Below are 19,074 nucleotides of genomic sequence, written 5' to 3'. Positions count from 1 at the left end.
CGCAGACAACAACTCTGATGGCCCGTAAGGGCTTTTTTTGTACCTGAAATCAGCCCCTGAACGGGGCTGTGCGGAGACAGTTATGGCAAAGAATTTTGTAGAAGAAGGAAAAACGGTGGCGATTGTTGCCAGTGCAGCCATCAGCAGCGGAGATCTGGTGCAGGTGGGTGATGTTTTTGCGGTAGCGCTGACCGATATTCCACAGGGTGAAACAGGCGACGGCCTGACCGAAGGTGTGTTTATGCTGCCTAAGCTGAAAACGGATGACATGAAAACGGGTAAGAAGGTTTATCTGAAGTCCGGAAAAGTTCAGTTGACTAACAGCGGCTCTGATCCGCTGGTCGGGGTTGTCTGGGCAGATGCCGGAACCAGTGCAGAAGAAGTGCCGGTAAAACTCAATGTCTGATCCCTTTTCCCGGCTGGCAGCGCGTATGGATGCGATCACGGTCAGAAAGATGGGAAAGACAGCCTCGATTAATGATGTCGATATGACTGTGATCCCGGGAGAAACACTGGCAGAGCTGAATGCTCTGTCCGGACCTGCGGTCTCTCTGGTGGTGTTTTCTTCGGGATACCGCCCACGGCGCGGGGATCGCGTTGTTTATGACGGACAACAATGGACGGTCACACGGCATGAACGTTTTAACGGTAAGCCAATGATCTTTATTGAGTAAAGAGGTGTGGGATGAAGGGGCTTGAGAATGCCATCCGCAATCTGAACAGCCTTGATACCCGTATGGTGCCACAGGCTAGCGCATGGGCGATAAACCGTGTGGCACAGAAAGCGGTCTCGGTTGCCACCCGGCAGGTTGCCGGGAATACCGTTGCGGGAGATAACCAGGTGAAAGGGATCCCCCTGAAACTGGTACGTCAGCGTGTCCGGGTGTTTAAAGCCAGTCCGTCAGGAAAAATGACGGCCAGGATCCGCGTTAACCGGGGCAATCTGCCCGCCATTAAGCTGGGGACAGCCCGGGTCAGACTGGCCCGGCGTGGTGGAAAACTGCAGTACCGTGGCAGTGTGCTGAAGGTGGGTAAATATCTTTTCCGGGATGCGTTTATTCAGCAACTGGCGAATGGTCGCTGGCATGTGATGCGACGTATTGATGGCAAAAATCGTTACCCCATTGATGTGGTGAAAATCCCGCTGTCCGGACCGCTGACACAGGCATTTGAAGATGCCCGCGACCACATCATTGCTGCGGAAATGCCGAAACAGCTGGGGTATGCACTGAAACAACAACTGAGATTATGGCTGACCCGATGAACCGACATACACAAATCCGCCAGGCCGTACTGGCACGCCTTCGGGAACAGTGTGGAGACAGCGCCACGTTTTTTGACGGGCTTCCGGCATTTATTGATGCGCAGGAACTGCCTGCCGTGGCGGTGTGGCTGAGTGATGCTCAGTACACCGGAAAAATGACGGATGAAGATGACTGGCAGGCTGTTCTGCATATTGCCGTCTTCATCCGGGCACAGGCACCGGATTCAGAGCTGGATATGTGGATGGAGAGCACCATTTTCCCGGCCCTGAATGATGTACCGGCACTTTCCGGACTCATCGACACCCTGATCCCACTCGGTTTTAACTATCAACGTGATAATGAGATGGCCACCTGGGCGATGGCGGAAATCACGTACCAGATCACGTACACGAATTAAGGAGGTGGCAATGACCACACCAAATCCACTGGCAAAAACGAAAGGTGCGGGAACGACGTTCTGGATGTACACCGGCAAGGGCGATGCGTTTGCGAACCCTTTGTCGGACACTGACTGGCTGCGTCTTGCGATGGTGAAGGATCTGCAACCTGGCGAAATGACCGCTGATGCAGAAGATGACACTTATCTCGATGATGAAGATGCAGACTGGAAAACGACAACCCAGGGGCAGAAATCCGTTGGTGATACTTCGGCGACGCTGGCCTGGCGTCCGGGTGACAGCGGGCAGAAAAAACTGGTTCAGTTGTTCGACTCCGGTGAAGTCTGCGCGTTTCGTATCAAATATCCCAACGGTACTGTTGATGTTTTCCGTGGCTGGCTGAGCTCACTGGGTAAAACCATTGCCTCAAAAGACGTGATGACCCGCACCGTGAAAATCAGCGGTGTGGGGCGTCCGTATCTGGCAGAGGAAGGCACTGAAACCGTGGGCGTTACCGGGCTGACGGTGGCACCGGCATCTGCCAGTGTCAATGTGGGAGCAACCACCACGCTGACCTTTACAGTAAAACCTGACGGAGCCAGTGACAAAGCGATCAGTGTGCATTCGACAGATCCACAGACTGCCACGGTGACCCTGAACGGGCTTGTGGCCACGGTGAAAGGCGTGAAGCAGGGCAGTGTCAGCATTGTGGGCATGACTTCTGACGGCGATTTTGTGGCAGTGGCTACGGTGGCTGTCAGCGCCGCAGGTTAACAGGACGATACTCATCATTTGCCCCGGTTATCCGGGGCTTTTTTGCAGGTGGAGAACATGATGTTTCTGAAACAGGGCACGTTTAATTATGAAAAACAGTCCGTGGTGCTCAGTGAGCTGTCCGGGCTGCAGAGAATTGAATATCTGGCGTTTGTTCAGCAGCGAACGGCAAAGTTTGATGCCGGGGAGGGAGAACTGCCGGAGGCTGAACGACAGATTGCTTTTCTGCGGATGGGGATGGATATCAATGCCTGGCTGGTTTCCCGCTCACTGTGGAATGCGGATCAGTCTAAGGATGTAGAGACGCTTTGCGCATCCGTTATTACAACATGGTCGTATGATGCCCTGGGTGCGGGGGCGGAGATGGTTCTGTCGCTGAGCGGTATGGGGGCCATTGATAATGCCGGGGATGATGAGCATGAGGCGCTGACGCCGGAAAAGTCCTGACGCGGGAAATGCAGTTTGTCATGCGGCTTGCCCGGGAGTTCCGGCGGGCAGACTGGCGGCGGATGCTGTCGGAAATGTCGGCCACTGAGCTTGGTGAGTGGGGCGATTATTTCCGGATGCAGAGCTTCAGTGATGTGTGGATGGATGCGCAGTTTGCCTCGCTGAAGGCATTGATCGTGAGAATGGTGTCCGGCAGCAGTGATGCTGCGGTGGCTGATTTCAGCCTTTTACCGGAAGAGAACGGGATACCGGAGCGAACGGACGAAGAACTGATGCATCTTGGAGAAGGTATTTCCGGAGGTGTGCGTTATGGACCAGATAGCCAACCTGGTCATTGATTTGGGGATTGATGCGGCAGAGTTTAAAAATGAAATTCCCCGTATCAAAAACCTTCTGAATGGTGCCGCCAGCGATGCAGAACGGTCTTCTGCCCGTATGCAGCGTTTTATGGAGCGTCAGACTCAGGCCGCCCGGCAGACAACGCAGGCGGCTTCTTCGGCTGCAACAGCCGCCTCCGTCCATGCGCAGACGGTGGAGAAGAACGCACAGGCTCATGAACGCATGGCCCGCGAGGTGGAGAAAACCCGCCAGCGCATGGAGGCGCTGAGCCAGAAAATGCGCGATGAACAGGCGCAGGCCATGGCTCTGGCGGAGGCTCAGGATAAAGCGGCTGCTGCGTTTTATCGTCAGATTGACAGTGTGAAACAGGCCAGTGCGGGGCTGCAGGAATTACAGCGTATTCAGCAGCAGATCCGACAGACCAGAAACAGTGGCGGGATTGGTCAGCAGGATTATCTGGCGCTGATTTCTGAGGTTACGGCGAAAACCCGTGTTCTTACACAGGCTGAAGAAGAGGCTACCCGACAGAAAGTGGCGTTTATCCGTCAGCTTAAAGAGCAGGCAACCCGCCAGAATCTTTCTTCTTCTGAGTTGCTTCGTGCTAAGGCTGCCCAGCTGGGGGTAAGCAGTGCTGCAGAAGTGTATATCCGCAAAATGGAGCAGGCAGGAAAAGCCACGCATTCGCTGGGTCTGAAAAGTGCAGCGGCCCGCCAGGAGATAGGCGTTCTGATAGGTGAACTGGCTCGCGGCAATTTAGGTGCGCTGAGGGGATCCGGGATAACGCTGGCTAACCGTGCCGGATGGATAGACACACTGATGTCACCGAAAGGCATGATGCTGGGCGGGGTTATTGGCGGTATTGCCGCGGCCGTCTATGGTCTGGGTAAAGCCTGGTATGACGGTCAGAAGGAGGGGGAAGAATTTAACCGCCAGTTGTCGCTGACGGGGCATTATGCCGGAGTCACTGCCGGGCAGCTGTGGACGCTTAGTCGTGCTATTTCCGGGAATGGTATCACGCAACATGCTGCAGCCGGTGCGCTGGCTCAGGTGGTGGGGAGTGGTGCATTTCGTGGAAACGATATCGGTATGGTGGCGAGAGCTGCCGCACAGATGGAGCGATCGGTTGGCCAGTCGGTCAGCGATACCATAAATCAGTTTAAGCGGCTGAAGGATGATCCTGTAAATGCCGCGAAGGCTCTGGACAATGAGCTGCATTTTCTTACTGCCACTCAGCTTGAGCAGATACGTGTCCTTGGGGATCAGGGACGGTCCAGTGATGCTGCACGGATAGCCATGTCTGCACTGGCAGAGGAAACCGGTCGGCGTACTGCGGATATTGATAATAACCTCAATGCGCTTGGCAGTACGCTGAAGTATCTGTCTGATTTGTGGAGTCGTTTCTGGGATGCGGCCATGAATATTGGTCGTGAAGACTCGCTGGATGAACAGATTGCCGCTTTACAGGAGAAAGTGTCGCGGGCGAAAAGACTCCCCTGGACGGCATCATCTTCTCAGGTTGAATACGATCAGCAGCGTCTTAACGATCTTCAGGAGAAAAAACGCCAGAAGGATTTGCAGGATGCAAAAGAGCAGGCAGAGCGGAATTATCAGGAGCAACAGAAACGACGTAATGCTGAAAATGCTGCACTGAACCGGATGAATGAAACGGAAGCAGCACGACATCAGCGTGAAATTGCGCGTATTAATGCCATGCAGTACGCCGACCAGGCTGTCAGGGATGCGGCGATACAACGTGAAAATGAACGTTACGAGAAAGCCCTGGCATCCGGTAAGAAAAAAACACGCGAAACCCGTAATGATGAGGCCACCCGGTTATTGCTGCAGTACAGTCAGCAACAGGCACAGGTGGAAGGGCAGATTGCTGCTGCAAGACAGTCAGCAGGCATTGCCACTGAAAAGATGACAGAAGCGCATAAACAGCTTCTGGCTCTGCAGCAGCGCATCAGCGACCTGGACGGGAAAAAACTGACGGCAGATGAAAAGAGTGTGCTGGCCCGTAAAGATGAACTGATTCAGGCACTGACGCTGCTGGATGTAAAACAGCAGGAGCTTCAGAAACAGACGGCACTCAACGAGCTGAAGAAAAAAACAATTCAGCTGACCAGTCAACTGGCTGAAGAAGAGCGCGCTCAGCGTCAGCAACATGACCTGGATATCGCCACGGTGGGTATGGGTGATCAGCAGAGGCAGCGATATCAGGTACAACTGAGTCTTCGCCAGAAATACCAGCAACAGCTGGAGCAGTTGAGGCGGGATAGTGAGCAGAAAGGGACATATAACACGGATGACTACAGAAAGGCCGAGCAGGCGCTGACGGAGAGCCTGAACCGACAACTGAATGAGAATCGCCGTTATTGGCAACAGCTTGAAATTGCTCAGGGTAACTGGAAAAACGGTGCTATGCGGGCGTTTCAGAATTTCACGGCAGATGCGGATAATGCGGCAGGCACTGCTGAGCAGATGCTTACAGCGGCATTTAACAGTGCAGGTAATGCACTGGCAACGTTCTGTACTACCGGAAAACTGAACTTCAAATCTTTTACCGCCTCGCTCCTTTCTGATCTGGCAAAAATCATGGCTCAGATGTCCATGATGCAGGCAGTTAAGGGGATTGGTTCGGCGTTTGGCTGGGGGAGTGCAGCAACTGCCAGTGTGACGCCCAATGCTGATGGTGGTGTTTATCAGTCTGCTGATTTGAGTCGCTACAGTGGCACGGTGGTTAACCGTCCGACGTTTTTTGCTTTTGCAAAAGGTGCAGGTGTGATGGGGGAAGCTGGGCCTGAAGCCATTCTGCCTCTGCGTCGTGGTGCTGACGGTAAGCTGGGGGTTGTGGCGGATATTGGTGGTTCAGGTATGGCGATGTTTGCCCCGCAGTACAACATCGAGATCAATAACGATGGCACGAACGGGCAGATAGGTCCGGCTGCCCTGAAGGTGGTTTATGACCTCGGGAAAAAAGCGGCAGCGGACTTTATGCAACAGCAGGCCCGTGATGGTGGTCGGTTAAGTGGAGCATATCGGTAATGGAGACGTTTCACTGGAAAGTGCGCCCGGATATGAATGTGGTATCAGAGCCGAAAGTGGTGACAGTGAAGCTGGGCGATGGTTATGAACAGCGTCGTGCGGCGGGACTGAATAACCAGTTGTCGACTTACAGCGTGACAATACGTGTTCGTAAATGTGAACACCCATCTTTAAAAGCCTTTCTGGAACGGCACGGTGGCGTCCGCGCATTTCAGTGGACGCCACCTTATGACTGGAAACCGATTAGGGTGGTTTGTCGTAAATGGTCGGCAAGCGTGGGGGCGCTGTGGGTAACCATAACGGCAGATTTTGAACAGGTCGTGGCATAGGAGGCTCTGATGCAGGATATTCCACAGGAAACACATCATGAGACGACACGCATCACTCAGTCAGCCCAGGTGGTGCTCTGGGAAATCGATCTGACAGAGGTCGGTGGTGAACGTTATTTTTTCTGTAATGAGCAGAACGAAAAAGGTGAGCCGGTTACCTGGCAGGGGCGGCAGTATCAGGCATACCCCATTCAGGGGACGGGATTTGAACTGAACGGCAAGGGCAGTGCTGCCCGTCCGACACTGACGGTTTCTAACCTGCACGGCATGGTCACCGGGATGGCGGAAGACCTGCAGAGTCTGGTCGGCGGAACGGTGGTCAGGCGTAAGGTTTACGCCCGTTTTCTGGATGCGGTGAACTTCGTCAACGGAAACAGCGACGCCGATCCGGAGCAGGAGGTGATCAGCCGCTGGCGCATCGAGCAGTGCAGCGAACTGAGTGCGGTCAGTGCCTCCTTTGTGTTGTCCACACCGACGGAAACGGATGGCGCTGTTTTTCCGGGACGTATCATGCTGGCCAACACCTGCACCTGGACCTATCGCGGTGATGAGTGCGGTTATCACGGTCCGGCAGTCGCGGATGAATATGACCAGCCGACGTCCGATATCACGAAGGATAAATGCAGCAAATGCCTGAGCGGCTGTAAGTTTCGCAATAACGTCGGCAACTTTGGCGGCTTCCTTTCCATTAACAAACTTTCGCAGTAATCCCATGACAGAGACAGAATCAGCGATTCTGGCGCACGCCCGGCGATGTGCGCCAGCGGAGTCGTGCGGCTTCGTGGTGAGAACGCCGGAGGGGGAAAGATATTTTCCCTGCGTGAATATCTCCGGTGAGCCGGAGGAGTATTTCCGGATGTCTCCGGAGGACTGGCTGCAGGCAGAAATGCAGGGTGAGATTGTGGCGCTGGTCCACAGTCACCCCGGTGGTCTGCCCTGGCTGAGTGAGGCCGATCGGCGGCTGCAGGTGCAGAGTGATTTGCCGTGGTGGCTGGTCTGCCGGGGGGCGATTTACAAGTTCCGCTGTGTGCCACATCTTACCGGGCGGCGCTTTGAGCACGGGGTGACGGACTGTTACACGCTGTTCCGGGATGCTTACCATCTGGCGGGGATTGAGATGCCGGATTTTCATCGCGAGGATGACTGGTGGCGTAACGGTCAGAATCTCTATCTGGATAATCTGGAGGCCACAGGGCTGTATCAGGTGCCGTTGTCAGCGGCGCAGCCGGGCGATGTGCTGCTGTGCTGTTTTGGTTCATCGGTGCCGAATCATGCCGCCATTTACTGTGGTGACGGCGAGCTGCTGCACCATATTCCTGAACAACTGAGCAAACGAGAGAGGTATACCGACAAATGGCAGCGACGCACACACTCCCTCTGGCGTCACCGGGCATGGCACGCATCTGCCTTTACGGGGATTTACAACGATTTGGTCGCCGCATCGACCTTCGTGTGAAAACGGGGGCTGAAGCCATCCGGGCGCTGGCCACGCAGCTTCCGGCGTTTCGCCAGAAACTGAATGAGGGCTGGTATCAGGTGCGCATTTCCGGGCGTGATGCAGGCGAAAACGAATTATCTGCCCGTCTTAATGAGCCGCTGGCAAATGGTGCCGTGATCCACATCGTACCGCGTCTGGCGGGTGCCAAAAGTGGCGGTATTTTTCAGGCAGTGCTGGGTGCGGCGCTAATTGCTACGGCAATCTGGATGCCGGGGCTTAGTATTGTTGCAAGTAATCTCATGTTCTCTCTTGGGGCAGGTATGGTTTTAGGCGGTGTTGCGCAGATGCTGGCACCGAAAGCCAAAACGCCTAAAGTGTCAGCCACTGATAACGGTAAGCAAAATACCTATTTTTCCTCATTGGATAACATGGTTGCCCAGGGCAATGTCCTGCCTGTTCTGTACGGTGAAATGCGCGTTGGGTCACGTGTGGCATCTCAGGAGATCAGCACGGCAGATGAAGGGGATGGTGGTCAGGTTGTGGTAATTGGGCGGTAATATTATTTACTCATGTTCTAACTGATTTAATATTTATATCGAACACTGATAATTATTCTGTTGGTTAGCTATATGAACAAAACGATTTTATTCTGCACGATTATTGCCTTAACAGGATGTAAATCTTTGGATTACGTAAAATCCGGCAAGCCTGTAATGGAAGGTAATTCATTAAAAAATATTGATGAATTGTCAGGCTGCATATCCAGACAATGGGCTGGTAATGGAACACCTATAACATCCATTCCTATTGAGAATGGGGTAAGCCTTTTAGTTCCACAGGCTATGGGTGGGTATGATGTTGTGCTTGATATCAAAAAAGCAGGAAATGGCAGTAGTTTTACTCTTTATGAACGCGTACCAGCATTAACGCCAAAAATTTTTGCTGATAGTGTTAATGCATGTAAATAATAGTTAATCCTGCCGTAACTCATGAGCCGCCTTTTGGGCGGCTTTGTTGTTTATGGAGTGTGAGGAATGGGTAAAGGTAGCAGTAAGGGGCATACCCCGCGCGAAGCGAAGGACAACCTGAAGTCCACGCAGCTGCTGAGTGTGATTGATGCCATCAGCGAAGGGCCGATTGAAGGTCCGGTGAATAGCTTAAAAAGCGTGCTGCTGAACAGTACGCCGGTGCTGGACAGTGAGGGGAATACCAACATCTCCGGCGTCACGGTGGTGTTCCGGGCCGGTGAGCAGGAGCAGACACCGCCGGAGGGGTTTGAATCCTCCGGCTCCGAGACGGTGCTCGGTACAGAAGTGAAATATGACACGCCGATCACCCGGACCATCACGTCGGCAAACATTGACCGTCTGCGTTTTACTTTCGGCGTGCAGGCACTGGTGGAAACCACCTCAAAGGGGGACAGGAATCCATCGGAAGTCCGCCTGCTGGTTCAGATACAACGTAACGGTGGCTGGGTGACGGAAAAAGACATCACCATTAAGGGTAAAACCACCTCGCAGTATCTGGCCTCGGTGGTGGTGGGTAGCCTGCCGCCGCGCCCGTTTAATATCCGGATGCGCAGGATGACGCCGGACAGCACCACAGACCAGCTGCAGAACAAAACGCTCTGGTCGTCATACACCGAAATCATCGATGTGAAACAGTGCTACCCGAACACGGCACTGGTCGGCGTGCAGGTGGACTCGGAGCAGTTCGGCAGCCAGCAGGTGAGCCGTAATTATCATCTTCGCGGGCGCATTCTGCAGGTGCCGTCGAACTATAACCCGCAGACGCGGCAATACAGCGGTATCTGGGACGGAACGTTTAAGCCGGCATACAGCAACAACCCGGCCTGGTGTCTGTGGGATATGCTGACCCACCCGCGCTACGGCATGGGGAAACGTCTTGGTGCGGCGGATGTGGATAAATGGGCGCTGTATGTCATCGGCCAGTACTGCGACCAGTCGGTGCCGGACGGCTTTGGCGGCACGGAGCCGCGCATCACCTGTAATGCCTGGCTGACCACGCAGCGTAAGGCGTGGGATGTGCTCAGTGATTTCTGCTCGGCGATGCGCTGTATGCCGGTATGGAACGGGCAGACGCTGACGTTCGTGCAGGACCGACCATCAGATAAGGTGTGGACCTATAACCGCAGTAATGTGGTGATGCCGGATGATGGCGCGCCGTTCCGCTACAGCTTCAGCGCCCTGAAGGACCGCCATAATGCCGTTGAGGTGAACTGGATTGACCCGAACAACGGCTGGGAGACGGCGACAGAGCTTGTTGAAGATACGCAGGCCATTGCCCGTTACGGTCGTAATGTCACGAAGATGGATGCCTTTGGCTGTACCAGCCGGGGGCAGGCACACCGCGCCGGGCTGTGGCTGATTAAAACGGAACTGCTGGAGACGCAGACCGTGGATTTCAGCGTGGGTGCTGAAGGGCTTCGCCATGTACCGGGCGATGTCATTGAAATCTGCGATGATGACTATGCCGGTATCAGCACCGGTGGTCGCGTGCTGGCGGTGAACAGCCAGACCCGGACGCTGACGCTCGACCGTGAAATCACGCTGCCATCCTCCGGTACCACGCTGATAAGCCTGGTTGACGGAAGTGGTAATCCGGTCAGCGTGGAGGTTCAGTCCGTCACCGACGGACTTAAGGTGAAAGTGAACCGGGTTCCTGATGGCGTTGCAGAATACAGTGTGTGGGGGCTGAAGTTGCCGACGTTGCGTCAGCGCCTGTTCCGCTGTGTGAGTATCCGTGAGAACGATGACGGCACGTATGCCATCACTGCCGTGCAGCATGTACCGGAAAAAGAAGCCATCGTGGATAACGGGGCGCACTTTGACGGCGACCAGAGCAGCACGGTGAATGGTGTCACGCCGCCAGCGGTGCAGCACCTGACCGCCGAAGTCACCGCAGACAGCGGGGAATATCAGGTGCTGGCGCGCTGGGACACGCCGAAGGTGGTGAAGGGCGTGAGCTTCCTGCTCCGTCTGACCGTAACAGCGGATGACAGCAGTGAGCGGCTGGTCAGCACGGCCCGGACGACGGAAACCACTTACCGCTTCACACAACTGGCTCTGGGGAACTACAGGCTGACAGTCCGGGCAGTAAATGCGTGGGGGCAGCAGGGCGATCCGGCGTCGGTATCGTTCCGGATTGCCGCACCGGCAGCGCCGTCGCGGATTGAGCTGACACCGGGCTATTTTCAGATAACCGCCACGCCGCATCTTGCCGTTTATGACCCGACGGTACAGTTTGAGTTCTGGTTCTCGGAAAAGCGGATTACCGATATCAGGCAGGTTGAAACCACAGCACGCTATCTTGGCACGGCGCTGTACTGGATAGCCGCCAGTATCAATATCAAACCGGGCCATGATTATTACTTTTATATCCGCAGTGTGAACACCGTTGGCAAATCGGCATTCGTGGAGGCTGTTGGTCAGCCGAGTGATGATGCATCCGGTTATCTGGATTTTTTCAAAGGCGAGATAGGGAAAACCCATCTGGCTCAGGAGCTGTGGACGCAGATTGATAACGGTCAGCTTGCGCCTGACCTGGCTGAAATCAGGACGTCCATTACGGATGTCAGCAATGAAATCACGCAGACCGTCAATAAGAAACTGGAAGACCAGAGTGCGGCAATTCAGCAGATACAGAAGGTTCAGGTTGATACAAATAATAACCTGAACAGCATGTGGGCTGTGAAGCTGCAGCAGATGCAGGACGGACGCCTTTATATCGCGGGTATTGGTGCCGGTATTGAGAACACCCCTGACGGCATGCAGAGTCAGGTGCTGCTGGCGGCAGACAGGATTGCGATGATTAATCCTGCGAATGGCAACACAAAGCCGATGTTTGTTGGGCAGGGCGATCAGATATTCATGAACGAAGTGTTCCTGAAACGCCTGACGGCTCCCACCATTACCAGCGGCGGTAATCCTCCGGTATTTTCCCTGACACCGGACGGGCGGCTGACGGCGAAAAATGCCGATATCAGCGGTAACGTGAATGCGAACTCCGGGACGCTCAACAACGTCACGATTAACGAGAACTGTCGGGTTCTGGGAAAACTGTCCGCCAACCAGATTGAAGGCGATCTCGTTAAAACAGTGGGCAAAGCTTTCCCCCGGGACTCCCGTGCACCGGAACGGTGGCCATCAGGGACCATCACCGTCAGGGTTTATGACGATCAGCCGTTTGACCGGCAGATTGTTATTCCGGCGGTGGCATTCAGCGGCGCTAAACATGAGCGGGAGAATAACGATATTTATTCGTCATGCCGCCTGATAGTACGGAAAAACGGTGCTGAAATTTATAACCGTACCGCGCTGGATAATACACTGATTTACAGTGGTGTTATTGATATGCCTGCCGGTCACGGTCACATGACACTGGAGTTTTCGGTGTCAGCATGGCTGGTAAATAACTGGTATCCCACAGCAAGTATCAGCGATTTGCTGGTTGTGGTGATGAAGAAAGCCACTGCAGGCATCACGATTAGCTGAATTTTATAACCCAGATACGGGCGCCAGAAATGGCGCCTTTTTTATTGCAGAAAAGCGAGAGGTAATTATGCGTAAATTATGTGCTGTTATTTTGTCCGCAGCCATCTGTCTGGCCGTATCCGGTGCGCCTGCATGGGCGTCTGAGCAGCAGGCCACACTGAGCGCAGGGTATCTTCATGCCCGTACGAACGCTCCCGGCAGCGATAATCTGAACGGGATTAACGTGAAATACCGTTATGAGTTTACGGACACGCTGGGGCTGATTACGTCATTCAGTTATGCCAACGCTGAAGATGAGCAAAAAACGCATTACAGCGATACCCGCTGGCATGAGGATTCCGTGCGTAACCGCTGGTTCAGCGTGATGGCGGGACCGTCTGTGCGCGTGAATGAATGGTTCAGCGCGTATGCGATGGCGGGTGTGGCTTACAGCCGTGTGTCGACTTTCTCCGGGGATTATCTCCGCGTAACTGACAACAAGGGGAAAACGCATGATGTGCTGACCGGAAGTGATGACGGTCACCACAGCAACACGTCTCTGGCGTGGGGAGCTGGCGTGCAGTTTAACCCGACCGAATCCGTGGCCATTGATGTCGCTTATGAAGGCTCCGGCAGTGGCGACTGGCGCACTGACGGGTTCATCGTGGGTGTTGGTTATAAATTCTGATTAGCCAGGTAACACAGTGTTATGACAGCCCGCCGGTTCAGGCGGGCTTTTTTGTGGGGTGAATATGGCAGTAAAAATTTCAGGTGTACTGAAAGACGGCACAGGCAAACCGGTGCAGAACTGCACAATCCAGCTGAAAGCAAAACGTAACAGTACCACGGTGGTGGTGAACACGCTGGCATCTGAAAATCCGGATGAAGCCGGGCGTTACAGTATGGACGTTGAGTACGGTCAGTACAGCGTTATTCTGTTGGTGGAAGGATTCCCGCCGTCACATGCCGGGACCATCACCGTGTATGAAGATTCCCGACCCGGTACGCTGAATGATTTTCTCGGTGCCATGACGGAGGATGATGCCCGTCCTGAGGCACTGCGACGTTTTGAACTGATGGTGGAAGAGGTGGCGCGTAACGCGTCCGCAGTGGCACAGAACACGGCAGCCGCGAAGAAGTCAGCCAGCGATGCCAGCACATCAGCCCGTGAGGCGGCAACCCATGCGACTGATGCTGCAGGCTCAGCACGCGCAGCCAGCACATCAGCCGGGCAGGCCGCGACGTCGGCTCAGTCAGCGTCTTCCAGCGCAGGAACGGCATCAGCAAAGGCTACTGAAGCATCAAAAAGTGCTGCCGCTGCAGAGTCCTCAAAAAGCGCGGCGGCTACGAGTGCCGGTGCGGCGAAAACGTCAGAAACGAATGCTGCAGCGTCACAAAAATCTGCAGCCACTTCTGCATCCACCGCGACCACGAAAGCGTCAGAAGCTGCCACCTCAGCCCGGGATGCGGCGGCCTCAAAAGAGGCAGCGAAATCATCAGAAACGAACGCATCATCAAGTGCCAGTAGTGCAGCTTCCTCGGCAACGGCGGCAGGAAATTCCGCGAAGGCCGCAAAAACGTCTGAGACGAATGCGGATAACAGCGCACAGGCGGCAGCAGACTCACAAACTGCATCGGCAAACTCCGCGACAGCAGCCAAAAAATCAGAAACCAACGCGAAAAATAGCGAGGCAGCAGCAAAGAGCAGCGAAACAAACGCTAAAGCCAGCGAAACTAATGCTAAATCCAGTGAAACAAACGCGGCGAAATCTGCGGCGGACGCACTTAATTATCGCAACCAGGCGCAAGTAATTGTTGGCGATAATATCGGTCTTGGCTCAGCCCCGCGTGATTGTCCTGATATTTCCGGCAACCCATCAGGGTATATCGGATTTATGCGCATTATGAGTAATGCAAAAGGCTTTCCATCGATTGCATCCGGTGAAAGCAGTCTTACGGGGTTTATTAGTCAGGTAGATGGAACACCAGCGTATACAGGTGTATTTCAGGGATGGACTACGCGCTCGCTTTATACTTATCGCTGGAATCCGACAATAGGCCCGCAATGGACACGCCACGCAAGAAAAGATGAGGTTATCCGATTTCAGCGTTCAAGCGACACAAGAACCATCATTTTATCTACTGACGTTCAGGCGGACGGCTGTTACTTACAGGTTGATGCTGACGGTCAGTGGGGCGCATTTAACCCTAAAGCTGGTAGATGGCAACCGCTCGCAGTTGCGCAAGGTGGCACTGGGGCGAATGATGCAAGTACAGCGCGCTCTAAACTTGAAGTCATGTTTGAAGCAAAAACTGGCCTTGATGCGAATACGAACTTAAACGATATAAAAGGTACTACAGCCGGTTTTTATTACCAACCAATGTCTGCCAACGCAAAGCCAGAACTAAATTACCCGATACAGCTTGCTGGTGCATTGTTAGTGCAAAGAACTGGTGCTAATGGTAGTGATGGTTGTATCCAGAGCTATTTTGTATATAACAATTCATCAATTCTTTATAGAAGGATATATACCAGCACACAAGGTTGGAGTGTATGGAAAAAAATAGTATTAACAGAAAGAATTGAAGAAGGCGAATCGACAACTTACGTTTATTCGAATTACTCACCATCAGCGCCACGACTTCAGGTGTCAACATCTGGATTGTGGGGTTGCCATAACGGATCGTCATGGGTTCCATTACCTATTGGACAAGGAGGCACTAATGCGGCAACTGTTGATGGTGCCAGAACGAATCTTGGCTTAGGTAGGAACAACAGCCCTCAACTTAACAGTCTATTTCTTGATAGATATAGTGATTCGACCAATACATACACATCTAGTGGAATTCTCCATACAAGACTGTTAGCAACTGACAGCACTGTGCGTCTTGGTGCTGATATGTATGTTGAGACTTTATCAAATGAGCCAGGTCAATTAACAATAAGGTTTACATACGATGGTTCAACTGGTGCTTCAAAATATCTAAACCTTAACTCAGAAGGTAATTTAATTGTAGATAGTGCGATACTGAAATCAACGGTTGAAAAACCTTTACAAATAAGGAGCGCTAACCCAGCAATAAGATTTAATGAAACAGATCGCCCGGCTAACACGCCTACTTATACTCTCATTGCTAATGGTGGAAACTGGTTTATTCATAAAAGCGATTATGATGATGCCGGAAGCACCAGCACCGCAATTTCATATAATTTTGCAAACGACAGACTTGATGTGCAAAATTTTAAAGCGTCTGGGTTAATTACAGCTAACTCAGTAACAACATCATCACCAGTTAAATCCGGTGGAGGTAGGGTAGAGATACTTGGTAGCGTTGCAGATTTTTCTACAATGTCATGCTATGTTCGCGGCCTTAACAGTACAGGTAGTTCCGCTGCGTGGGTGTTAGGTATGCACTCAGGCGAAAGCAAAATGGTGTCACTTAAGAACTACCATAGTAATGCAGAGATTCTACTTAATGGCAGTGATGGAGCAGTTCAACTCAAAACAGGTGCTGTTAACGGTGCTAAAGCGCAGGCGCTCACTATCAACAAGGATGAGGTTAACTCAACTGTTGATTTAACCCTTACAAAGCAATCAGGGACTGGTAATCGTTTTGTTTTACAGAACTCAGGTAATGCAGAACTACCGTTTTCTGTCAGGGTGTGGGGTTCCAGTACTCGTCAAAACGTTTTTGAGGTTGGCACGTCTGCCGCGTATCTGTTTTATGCGCAAAAAACAACAGACGGGCAAAACCTTACTGTAAACGGAAGTGTTAACTGCACCACACTGAATCAGTCATCAGACCGCAGACTGAAAGAAAATATCGAGATTATCGATAACGCGACTGACGCAATCCGCAAAATTAATGGATACACGTACACGCTCAAGGAGAATGGGGCACATTGCGCCGGGGTTATAGCACAGGAAGTTGAAGAGGCCATCCCGGAGGCCGTTGGTTCATTCATCCATTACGGTGAAGAGTTGCAAGGCCCGACCGTTGACGGCAACGAGCTACGCGAAGAAACGCGCTATCTTAATGTTGACTACGCCGCCGTGACGGGTTTACTTGTTCAGGTCGCCCGTGAAACAGATGATCGCGTTACCGCGCTGGAAGAGGAAAACACAACGCTACGTCAAAATCTGGCAACAGCAGACACCCGGATCAGCACTCTGGAAAATCAGGTAAGCGAACTGGTTGCACTTGTCCGGCAGTTAACAGGAAGCGAACATTGATATCCTTCAAGCTCTGAAGGAGGCTGTTCCCGGTACGTTCAGATTGTTGTTGAGCTGGAAATCGCAACGGAGGAAGAAACCTTGTTGCTGGAAGCCTGGAAAAAGTATCGGGTGTTGCTGAACCGTGTTGATACATCAACTGCACCTGATATTGAGTGGCCTGCTGTCCCTGTTATGGAGTAATCGTTTTGTGATATGCCGCAGAAACGTTGTATGAAATAACGTTCTGCGGTTAGTTATTATATTGTAAAACTGAGTATTGGTTTATTTGGCGATTATTATCTTCAGGAGAATAATGGAAGTTCTATGACTCAATTGTTCATAGTGTTTACATCACCGCCAATTGCTTTTAAGACTGAACGCATGAAATATGGTTTTTCGTCATGTTTTGAGTCTGCTGTTAATATTTCTAAAGTCGGTTTTTTTTCTTCATTTTCTCTAACTATTTTCCATGAAATACATTTTTGATTATTATTTGAATCAATTCCAATTACCTGAAGTCTTTCATCTATAATTGGCATTGTATGTATTGGTTTATTGGAGTTGATGCTTGCTTTTCTGAGCCATAGCTCTGATATCCAAATGAAGCCATAGGCATTTGTTATTTTGGCTCTGTCAGCTGCATAACGCCAAAAAATATATTTATCTGCTTGATCTTCAAATGTTGTATTGATTAAATCAATTGGATGGAATTGTTTATCATAAAAAATTAATGTTTGAATGTGATAACCGTCCTTTAAAAAAGTCGTTTCTGCAAGCTTGGCTGTATAGTCAACTAACTCTTCTGTCGAAGTGATATTTTTAGGCTTATCTACCAGTTTTAGACGCTCTTTAATATCTTCAGGAATTATTTTATTATCATATTGTATCATGCTAAATGACAATTTGCTTATGGAGTAATCTTTTAATTTTAAATAAGTTATTCTCCTGGCTTCATCAAATAAAGAGTCGAATGATGTTGGCGAAATCACATCGTCACCCATTGGATTGTTTATTTGTATGCCAAGAGAGTTACAGCAGTTATACATTCTGCCATAGATTATAGCTAAGGCATGTAATAATTCGTAATCTTTTAGCGTATTAGCGACCCATCGTCTTTCTGATTTAATAATAGATGATTCAGTTAAATATGAAGGTAATTTCTTTTGTGCAAGTCTGACTAACTTTTTTATACCAATGTTTAACATACTTTCATTTGTAATAAACTCAATGTCATTTTCTTCAATGTAAGATGAAATAAGAGTAGCCTTTGCCTCGCTATACATTTCTAAATCGCCTTGTTTTTCTATCGTATTGCGAGAATTTTTAGCCCAAGCCATTAATGGATCATTTTTCCATTTTTCAATAACATTATTGTTATACCAAATGTCATATCCTATAATCTGGTTTTTGTTTTTTTGAATAATAAATGTTACTGTTCTTGCGGTTTGGAGGAATTGATTCAAATTCAAGCGGAATAATTCAGGGTCAAAATATGTATCAATGCAGCATTTGAGCAAGTGCGATAAATCTTTAAGTCTTCTTTCCCATGGTTTTTTAGTCATAAAACTCTCCATTTTGATAGGTTGCATGCTAGATGCTGATATATTTTAGAGGTGATAAAATTAACTGCTTAACTGTCAATGTAATACAAGTTGTTTAATCTTTGCAATGATTCTTATCAGAAACCATATAGTAAATTAGTTACACAGGAAATTTTTAATATTATTATTATCATTCATTATGTATTAAAATTAGAGTTGTGGCTTGGCTCTGCTAATACGTTGCTCATAGGAGATATGGTAGAGCCGCAGACACGTCGTATGCAGGAACGTGCTGCGGCTGGCTGGTGAACTTTCGATAGTGCGAGTATTGAATGATTTCCAGCCGTTACAGATTTTACGTGCTAATTAGTGAACAAACCACTCGTCAGCAGACTCCCAGGTATCTTTCAAAGTTTCCTGAACAAAAGTTTTAGCTGAATCTTTATCGGCAGTGCGCGTAACAGAAAGGCCATCGTTGCTGGTGGTTTTTACGATCACCTCTACATCGTCATAACGCTTACTGATGCGTCGAGTTAATTCTTCCTTTAACGCATCCACAGCACCGTTTGGCATTTTAGTCATTTTCTCTTTGGCTATGCAGATCTCAATACGCATAAAAATCCCTCTACACTGTGTTTGTATACAGTATTATTTTTAACTGTATGAATAAACAGTGTCAATAGAACAAAGATTGCTGCATGTACAAATGTTCTTTGGCTACAAATACACCTACTGATCATGTTCTGCTATGCTCTGATACCTCCAAAATGTACAATCAGCGGCATGAATTTTTCTTTGTACATATGATT

General features: G+C 50.8%; 18 protein-coding genes and 1 pseudogene. 17 read left to right on the top strand and 2 right to left on the bottom strand.

What is annotated here, in order from left to right; translation table 11 throughout:
• The first annotated feature begins 82 nt into the window (after positions 1-82).
• The 17 genes and pseudogenes from ACJHX7_RS15115 to ACJHX7_RS15035 all read left to right on the top strand — a co-directional run.
• Positions 83-406 carry a DUF2190 family protein gene (locus ACJHX7_RS15115; RefSeq protein WP_001097045.1) on the top strand — a complete coding sequence of 108 codons (324 nt, stop codon included), beginning with the start codon at positions 83-85 and terminating at the stop codon, positions 404-406.
• The gene (locus tag ACJHX7_RS15110; protein ID WP_001283153.1) at positions 399-674 is read left to right on the top strand and encodes a DNA breaking-rejoining protein; all 276 of its coding nucleotides are present in this window, start codon (positions 399-401) and stop codon (positions 672-674) included. The genes ACJHX7_RS15115 and ACJHX7_RS15110 overlap by 8 nt, the downstream gene beginning before the upstream one ends.
• 11 nt (positions 675-685) lie before the next feature.
• Complete coding sequence (locus ACJHX7_RS15105; protein WP_000677102.1) at positions 686-1,264, top strand: phage tail protein; 579 nt, start codon at positions 686-688, stop codon at positions 1,262-1,264.
• Positions 1,261-1,662 carry a phage minor tail U family protein gene (locus ACJHX7_RS15100; RefSeq protein WP_001079400.1) on the top strand — a complete coding sequence of 134 codons (402 nt, stop codon included), beginning with the start codon at positions 1,261-1,263 and terminating at the stop codon, positions 1,660-1,662. The genes ACJHX7_RS15105 and ACJHX7_RS15100 overlap by 4 nt, the downstream gene beginning before the upstream one ends.
• 10 nt (positions 1,663-1,672) lie before the next feature.
• Positions 1,673-2,416, top strand: a complete 744-nt coding sequence (locus ACJHX7_RS15095) for a phage tail protein (protein WP_000211106.1) — start codon at positions 1,673-1,675, stop codon at positions 2,414-2,416.
• Positions 2,417-2,476: 60 nt separating this feature from the next.
• Positions 2,477-2,863: a phage tail assembly chaperone G gene (gpG, locus tag ACJHX7_RS15090; RefSeq protein ID WP_001298500.1), complete on the top strand. Its 387-nt coding sequence runs from the start codon at positions 2,477-2,479 to the stop codon at positions 2,861-2,863.
• A gap of 8 nt (positions 2,864-2,871) precedes the next feature.
• Positions 2,872-3,201 (top strand): phage tail assembly protein T, encoded by a 330-nt coding sequence (locus ACJHX7_RS15085; protein ID WP_001161009.1) that lies wholly within the window; start codon positions 2,872-2,874, stop codon positions 3,199-3,201.
• Positions 3,173-6,247: a phage tail tape measure protein gene (locus ACJHX7_RS15080; RefSeq protein ID WP_266193561.1), complete on the top strand. Its 3,075-nt coding sequence runs from the start codon at positions 3,173-3,175 to the stop codon at positions 6,245-6,247. Before ACJHX7_RS15085 ends, ACJHX7_RS15080 begins: the two co-directional genes overlap by 29 nt.
• Positions 6,247-6,576: a phage tail protein gene (locus tag ACJHX7_RS15075; RefSeq protein WP_000447253.1), complete on the top strand. Its 330-nt coding sequence runs from the start codon at positions 6,247-6,249 to the stop codon at positions 6,574-6,576. Before ACJHX7_RS15080 ends, ACJHX7_RS15075 begins: the two co-directional genes overlap by 1 nt.
• A 9-nt stretch (positions 6,577-6,585) precedes the next feature.
• Positions 6,586-7,284, top strand: coding sequence for a phage minor tail protein L (locus ACJHX7_RS15070; protein ID WP_039268532.1), 699 nt, complete (start codon positions 6,586-6,588; stop codon positions 7,282-7,284).
• A 4-nt stretch (positions 7,285-7,288) separates the two neighbouring features.
• Positions 7,289-8,032, top strand: coding sequence for a C40 family peptidase (locus ACJHX7_RS15065; RefSeq protein ID WP_025670561.1), 744 nt, complete (start codon positions 7,289-7,291; stop codon positions 8,030-8,032).
• Positions 7,969-8,571, top strand: coding sequence for a tail assembly protein (locus ACJHX7_RS15060; protein ID WP_000090865.1), 603 nt, complete (start codon positions 7,969-7,971; stop codon positions 8,569-8,571). The genes ACJHX7_RS15065 and ACJHX7_RS15060 overlap by 64 nt, the downstream gene beginning before the upstream one ends.
• A 72-nt stretch (positions 8,572-8,643) precedes the next feature.
• Positions 8,644-8,982 carry a hypothetical protein gene (locus tag ACJHX7_RS15055; protein WP_153274582.1) on the top strand — a complete coding sequence of 113 codons (339 nt, stop codon included), beginning with the start codon at positions 8,644-8,646 and terminating at the stop codon, positions 8,980-8,982.
• A 66-nt stretch (positions 8,983-9,048) separates the two neighbouring features.
• Complete coding sequence (locus ACJHX7_RS15050) at positions 9,049-12,528, top strand: phage tail tip protein (RefSeq protein ID WP_410231645.1); 3,480 nt, start codon at positions 9,049-9,051, stop codon at positions 12,526-12,528.
• Between the two features lie 67 nt (positions 12,529-12,595).
• Positions 12,596-13,195 carry an Ail/Lom family outer membrane beta-barrel protein gene (locus tag ACJHX7_RS15045; RefSeq protein ID WP_074417235.1) on the top strand — a complete coding sequence of 200 codons (600 nt, stop codon included), beginning with the start codon at positions 12,596-12,598 and terminating at the stop codon, positions 13,193-13,195.
• Positions 13,196-13,259: 64 nt separating this feature from the next.
• Positions 13,260-16,742, top strand: a complete 3,483-nt coding sequence (locus tag ACJHX7_RS15040; protein ID WP_410231644.1) for a prophage tail fiber N-terminal domain-containing protein — start codon at positions 13,260-13,262, stop codon at positions 16,740-16,742.
• A gap of 48 nt (positions 16,743-16,790) precedes the next feature.
• Positions 16,791-16,925, top strand: a pseudogene (locus ACJHX7_RS15035) (tail fiber assembly protein); the annotation flags it as partial.
• 128 nt (positions 16,926-17,053) lie between these two features.
• Here the strand turns inward: ACJHX7_RS15035 and ACJHX7_RS15030 are convergent.
• Positions 17,054-18,286: a hypothetical protein gene (locus ACJHX7_RS15030; protein ID WP_024176333.1), complete on the bottom strand. Its 1,233-nt coding sequence runs from the start codon at positions 18,284-18,286 to the stop codon at positions 17,054-17,056.
• Between the two features lie 345 nt (positions 18,287-18,631).
• Positions 18,632-18,880, bottom strand: coding sequence for a DinI-like family protein (locus tag ACJHX7_RS15025; RefSeq protein ID WP_001217546.1), 249 nt, complete (start codon positions 18,878-18,880; stop codon positions 18,632-18,634).
• Positions 18,881-19,074 lie beyond the last annotated feature (194 nt).

It is taken from the genome of Escherichia sp. WS1451, assembly GCF_046487365.1.
GTDB lineage: Bacteria > Pseudomonadota > Gammaproteobacteria > Enterobacterales > Enterobacteriaceae > Escherichia > Escherichia coli.
The sequence above is the reverse complement of the archived record's forward strand: the minus strand, read 5'-3'. Positions and strand labels throughout refer to the sequence as shown.

Excerpts from the sequence above, each read along its gene's own strand:
- ACJHX7_RS15115 (WP_001097045.1), top strand. The coding sequence starts at position 83 with ATGGCAAAGAATTTTGTAGAAGAAGGAAAAACGGTGGCGATTGTTGCC.
- ACJHX7_RS15110 (WP_001283153.1), top strand. The coding sequence starts at position 399 with ATGTCTGATCCCTTTTCCCGGCTGGCAGCGCGTATGGATGCGATCACG.
- ACJHX7_RS15105 (WP_000677102.1), top strand. The coding sequence starts at position 686 with ATGAAGGGGCTTGAGAATGCCATCCGCAATCTGAACAGCCTTGATACC.
- ACJHX7_RS15100 (WP_001079400.1), top strand. The coding sequence starts at position 1,261 with ATGAACCGACATACACAAATCCGCCAGGCCGTACTGGCACGCCTTCGG.
- ACJHX7_RS15095 (WP_000211106.1), top strand. The coding sequence starts at position 1,673 with ATGACCACACCAAATCCACTGGCAAAAACGAAAGGTGCGGGAACGACG.
- gpG (WP_001298500.1), top strand. The coding sequence starts at position 2,477 with ATGTTTCTGAAACAGGGCACGTTTAATTATGAAAAACAGTCCGTGGTG.
- ACJHX7_RS15085 (WP_001161009.1), top strand. The coding sequence starts at position 2,872 with ATGCAGTTTGTCATGCGGCTTGCCCGGGAGTTCCGGCGGGCAGACTGG.
- ACJHX7_RS15080 (WP_266193561.1), top strand. The coding sequence starts at position 3,173 with ATGGACCAGATAGCCAACCTGGTCATTGATTTGGGGATTGATGCGGCA.
- ACJHX7_RS15075 (WP_000447253.1), top strand. The coding sequence starts at position 6,247 with ATGGAGACGTTTCACTGGAAAGTGCGCCCGGATATGAATGTGGTATCA.
- ACJHX7_RS15070 (WP_039268532.1), top strand. The coding sequence starts at position 6,586 with ATGCAGGATATTCCACAGGAAACACATCATGAGACGACACGCATCACT.
- ACJHX7_RS15065 (WP_025670561.1), top strand. The coding sequence starts at position 7,289 with ATGACAGAGACAGAATCAGCGATTCTGGCGCACGCCCGGCGATGTGCG.
- ACJHX7_RS15060 (WP_000090865.1), top strand. The coding sequence starts at position 7,969 with ATGGCACGCATCTGCCTTTACGGGGATTTACAACGATTTGGTCGCCGC.
- ACJHX7_RS15055 (WP_153274582.1), top strand. The coding sequence starts at position 8,644 with ATGAACAAAACGATTTTATTCTGCACGATTATTGCCTTAACAGGATGT.
- ACJHX7_RS15050 (WP_410231645.1), top strand. The coding sequence starts at position 9,049 with ATGGGTAAAGGTAGCAGTAAGGGGCATACCCCGCGCGAAGCGAAGGAC.
- ACJHX7_RS15045 (WP_074417235.1), top strand. The coding sequence starts at position 12,596 with ATGCGTAAATTATGTGCTGTTATTTTGTCCGCAGCCATCTGTCTGGCC.
- ACJHX7_RS15040 (WP_410231644.1), top strand. The coding sequence starts at position 13,260 with ATGGCAGTAAAAATTTCAGGTGTACTGAAAGACGGCACAGGCAAACCG.
- ACJHX7_RS15030 (WP_024176333.1), bottom strand. The coding sequence starts at position 18,286 with ATGACTAAAAAACCATGGGAAAGAAGACTTAAAGATTTATCGCACTTG.
- ACJHX7_RS15025 (WP_001217546.1), bottom strand. The coding sequence starts at position 18,880 with ATGCGTATTGAGATCTGCATAGCCAAAGAGAAAATGACTAAAATGCCA.